Source organism: Pseudoalteromonas sp. S1650, from assembly GCF_005887195.1.
In the GTDB taxonomy this organism is placed as follows: Bacteria; Pseudomonadota; Gammaproteobacteria; order Enterobacterales; family Alteromonadaceae; genus Pseudoalteromonas; species Pseudoalteromonas simplex.
In genome coordinates this window covers 1-4,491 of sequence record NZ_PNDF01000113.1, presented here as the reverse complement: position 1 = coordinate 4,491, position 4,491 = coordinate 1, and the positions used below count along the sequence as shown (strand labels likewise).

Below are 4,491 nucleotides of genomic sequence, written 5' to 3'. Positions count from 1 at the left end.
AGTGAAAGAGCCGTAAAAACTTCACGCGCTTTAAGTCAGAAAAAAGACTAGTTACCTCTTGCTTGACTCGCCCTTGAAAGGGTGAGATTGCGCAAGCCTAATGTTCAAGTACTAATTAGCTGCACGGTAAGTATTCGCCGTGCAGCAATGAGTATATTTATCTTATAACCCAAATGGGTTTTCGAGGCTATGAGCGGGTTCAGTGAACCACTTTGGACCATTTTCAGTAATATAAAAGTGATCCTCTAAACGCACACCAAATTCACCAGGTACAACTAGCATTGGCTCATTACTAAAGCACATACCTGCGGCTAGAGGTGTTTTATCGCCGCCGACTAGGTAAGGCCATTCATGGATGTCTAAGCCTATACCATGACCGGTACGGTGTGGGCAGCCAGGTGTTTGATACTCAGGGCCAAGGCCTTGCTCTGCTAAGTAAGAGCGGGCAGCGTTGTCGACACTCTCACAACTTTGACCTGTTTGAGCTGCATCAAAAGCGGCCATTTGTGCGGCTTTTTCATAATTCCAAAATTGGCGTTGGCGGTCTGTAGCTTCACCAAATACGTAAGTGCGAGTTATATCTGATAAGTAGTCGTGTACTTTACAGCCAGTATCAATTAAAACCATATCTCCTTTTTTAAGAATTTGTGGCTCTTTGACACCATGAGGAAATGATGTCGCGAGGCCAAACAAAACGATGCAAAAGTAGTTACCAGGCGCGCCAACTTTTTTGTGCGCTTGTTTAATAAATTCTTCTACCTCAGTTGTGCTTATACCCTCATATAGCATGCTCGCTGTGGCCTGATGAACTTTTAAGGTCATATCCATCGCACGCTGTATTAGCATTAGTTCATTGGCTGACTTATGCATGCGGCAATGAGCTGTAACAGGCTGTGCATTAACGAGGTTTAAGCCTGTTTGCGCTTTATTTATGCCATCGAAAATGAAAAACTGCGCGCTTTCGTCAATCCCTACAGTGCCGTTCTCAGCAATGCCCATTTCGGTGAGCACTTTGACAAATAATGCATAAGGACTTTCGTGTTCAAGCCAGCCGCGAATTGGGCCTTCTATAACTTTAAAGCCATTGAGAGAGCCAATTTCAAAATCAGGGGCTATATATTGTACTTCGCCCTTCGCGGGTAAAATAGCACCGACCATGCGCTCACTTGCGTACCAGCGCATACCCGTAAAGTAAGTAAGGTTAGTCCCTGCATTTAAGTAAATTGCATCAATATTATTGGCTTGCATATACTCTTGAGCACGGGCAATACGGGCTAGATGCTCATCAGCTTGAATGGGAATTAAATCGCGAGTCATATTGGAAAGACTAGCAAGTGCTTGTTCTTTCGTTTGAGTACCAATACCTTTGGTCATCATTAGGTTCTCCTATGTATTTGTTTAATTATAATTTTTAAAAAATTAGCGCATAAACCGGTTTATAGAATATGGCTCTAAATTTATGGAGGGGGCTTTATTGAGACACAAATCTGTAATTAACTCGGAAGTTATGGCTCCTTGTGTCAACCCTAAATGCTGATGACCAAAGGCAAAGTACAGGTTATTGTGATTGGGGGCTTGGCCTATTATAGGTAATGAGTCAGGCAATGATGGCCTACAGCCCATCCATGTAGTCTTGGCACTAAGAGGCTGGCTAGCTAATAACGCTTGTGCATGGGGCAGTAAAGCTAATGCACGTTTATTATTAGCCTTTCTATTTATACCCGCAAACTCCACTGTGCCTGCCACTCTTAACCCTTGACTCATCGGGGTCATGATAAGACTCCGTTCAGCGGAAGCTACGGGCCGTGTTAGGCCATGGTTAATATTAACCATACAGTGGTAACCACGCTCGGTATCTAAAGGTGCTGTGTATCCAAGCGGCTCGATGAGAGAGGCACTCCAAGCACCCGCTGCGATCACGACTTTATCGAAATTGAGACTATCTTGTTCATCACTCACCATAAAACCTTCACTTTTAGGCGTGATAGCAACTACTTTCTGTTGACGAAATTGCCCTTTTAATAAACTGAACTTTTGCGCTAATTGGATACAAAATAAATGTGGTTCAATACTATGAGCAACGTCTTCAAATAATAAAGCGTGTTTTATTTTGTCGGATAAACTGGGCTCTAGAGCATGTACTTGCTTTGTATCAAGTAGCTTTACTTTAATTCCTTGCGCTTGATACATAGCCAAGGTGCGCTGCACATCAACCAATGGGGTTTTTTCAAAGGTAAGTAAACTCCCTTGTTTAGTAAGCAGGTGGCCCAGTTGATAGTTTGCTAATAATCTTTCATAAGCATGAATTGCATGTTCATTTAAGGCTTTGAGAGCGTGTGTATGTGCAATAAATCTGGCAGTAGGCATATTTTTAATAAACTGCCAAAACCAAGGGAGAGCTTTTATTGCATAGCGCCAATCAATGCGCAATGGTCCTAATGGGTTAAAAAGCATAGCAGGTAATTTTTTTAATAATGCTACCTGCGCTAGAGGAAATACCTGTTCGGTGGCAAAGTGCCCAGCATTACCTTTTGAACAGCCTTGCGCTAGGCCATTTTCATCGTATAGCGTCACTGCAAAGCCAGCTTGTTGTAACTGTAAAGCTGTGCAAATACCAATTACACCGGCACCGATCACGGCGACTCTTTGAGTTCTTGTATTGGTCAAAATTACCTTCCCCTGATGATAAAAGTAAAACGCTATACGTTTTTTAAAAAATAAATCGATATTGTATTTACTGACAAGTAGTAAGAAAAAGCTCTACAAGCTCTTTCTAACTCATTTTTAGTTATAAATTTCAATTAGTTATGTGTAATTAGTTATTTGTAATCTTTTAAGGGTGTGTACCTATAAATTTAATATTAAAATAGGATATTGATTATTGTATACAATATACTTATCATATCAAGCATAAATTCAGTTCGGAATAGGCAAATGAAAACCAATTGGCATGGTGTAAACCCAGCAATAGCCGCTCAGTTTAATAGTGATGAGTTAGTTAACTCTACATGGCAACTAGTTGGCAGCGCTATAGTAAAAGCTATAGCAGATTTTAAACTACTGGTTGTAAATGAAAAAACTTCTTCATCAACGCTTAACGATACTGCGAAAGCGTATTGTGTTGATGTAAATAAACCTAAATTGGATTAAGTGATGCGCAAAGGAACATTTTTTTGTATAGATGGCCATACTTGCGGTAACCCTGTGCGGCTTATAACAAGTGGCCACCCTCTGTTACAGGGAAATACCATGAGCGAAAAGCGCCAGGACTTTTTGGCTAACCATGACTGGATCCGTCAAGCGCTCATGTTTGAGCCCAGAGGTCACGATATGATGTCGGGCGGTTTTTTATACCCACCTACTAGCGAAGATGGTGATGCAGCCATTTTATTTGTAGAAACTTCCGGCTGCTTACCTATGTGTGGTCACGGTACAATGGGTATTGTTACCTTCGCCTTAGAGCATGGTTTGCTGCATGCTAAAACCCCCGGTACTTTAAAACTGGATACTCCAGCAGGACGAGTTCAGGTCAATTATGAAATGACTGGTGGTAAAGTGCAGTGGGTTAAAATTTACAATGTGCCTGCTTATTTAGCGCATCAGTCTATATGTATCAATATTCCAGAGTTGGGCGAATTAAAGGTTGATATCGCCTTTGGTGGTAACTTTTATATTATTGTTGAACCACAGGGCAACTTTAAAGGTATTGAACATTTTAGTGCAGGGCAATTACTCAAATACAGCCCATTAGTGCGTGATGCTATTAATACCAAAATACAATGTATCCATCCGCTCGACTCTACCGTTCAAGGTGCTAGCCATGTGTTATGGACTGGCTCACCCAAAAATTCCAACTCAGATGCGGCTAATGCGGTTTTTTATGGAGATAAAGCCATTGACCGCTCACCATGCGGAACAGGCACTAGCGCCCGCATGGCTCAGTTGTTTAGTAAAGGCTTATTGCAGCAAGGCGATGCATTTATTCATGAAAGTTATATTGGCAGCCAGTTTATTGGCTGTATAGAGCAGGTGTCTGAAGTGGCAGGTCAAACTGCTATTTTACCTAGCATTCGTGGCTGGTCTCGGGTAACCGGAACGAGCACCATTACAGTAGATGACGACGACCCATATGCCTATGGGTTTCAAGTAATTTAACGAGGAGAAAAGCATGACATTAACAGGACAAAGCCTAATTGCCGGACAATGGCAAGGTCGCGCTGAGCAAGGTGAATTTCAAGCCTTTTCACCGGCTAAAAATCAACCATTATCGACACGCTACTTTAATGTAACGAGTACTCAGTTAAATACAGCAGTTGATGCTGCTGATAATGCTTTTATCGAGTACAGAAAAACGAGTTTTAGTCAGCGTGCAGATTTTTTAGAGTGTATTGCAGAGCAAGTTTTAGCACTTGGCGATGATTTACTAACGCAAACAGCGCAAGAAACCAATTTACCTATGGCACGCTTACAAGGTGAGCGACTGCGCACTGG

Annotated in this window: 5 protein-coding genes; 3 read left to right on the top strand and 2 right to left on the bottom strand. The window is 41.8% G+C overall.

Annotated elements, in window-relative coordinates:
* Positions 1-162: 162 nt before the first annotated feature.
* Positions 163-1,377, bottom strand: coding sequence for a M24 family metallopeptidase (locus CWB80_RS21445; RefSeq protein WP_036973848.1), 1,215 nt, complete (start codon positions 1,375-1,377; stop codon positions 163-165).
* Between the two features lie 42 nt (positions 1,378-1,419).
* On the bottom strand, positions 1,420-2,667 hold the full coding sequence (locus CWB80_RS21440) for an NAD(P)/FAD-dependent oxidoreductase (RefSeq protein ID WP_036973849.1): 1,248 nt from the start codon (positions 2,665-2,667) through the stop codon (positions 1,420-1,422).
* A 267-nt stretch (positions 2,668-2,934) separates the two neighbouring features.
* Between CWB80_RS21440 and CWB80_RS21435 the strand changes: the two genes are divergently transcribed.
* The 3 genes from CWB80_RS21435 to CWB80_RS21425 form a co-directional block, all read left to right on the top strand.
* Positions 2,935-3,150, top strand: coding sequence for a hypothetical protein (locus CWB80_RS21435; RefSeq protein WP_036973850.1), 216 nt, complete (start codon positions 2,935-2,937; stop codon positions 3,148-3,150).
* Between the two features lie 3 nt (positions 3,151-3,153).
* Positions 3,154-4,155 (top strand): 4-hydroxyproline epimerase, encoded by a 1,002-nt coding sequence (locus CWB80_RS21430; protein ID WP_010557844.1) that lies wholly within the window; start codon positions 3,154-3,156, stop codon positions 4,153-4,155.
* Positions 4,156-4,168: 13 nt separating this feature from the next.
* A partial coding sequence (locus tag CWB80_RS21425; RefSeq protein WP_138686303.1) for an aldehyde dehydrogenase family protein occupies positions 4,169-4,491 on the top strand: 323 nt, incomplete at its 3' end.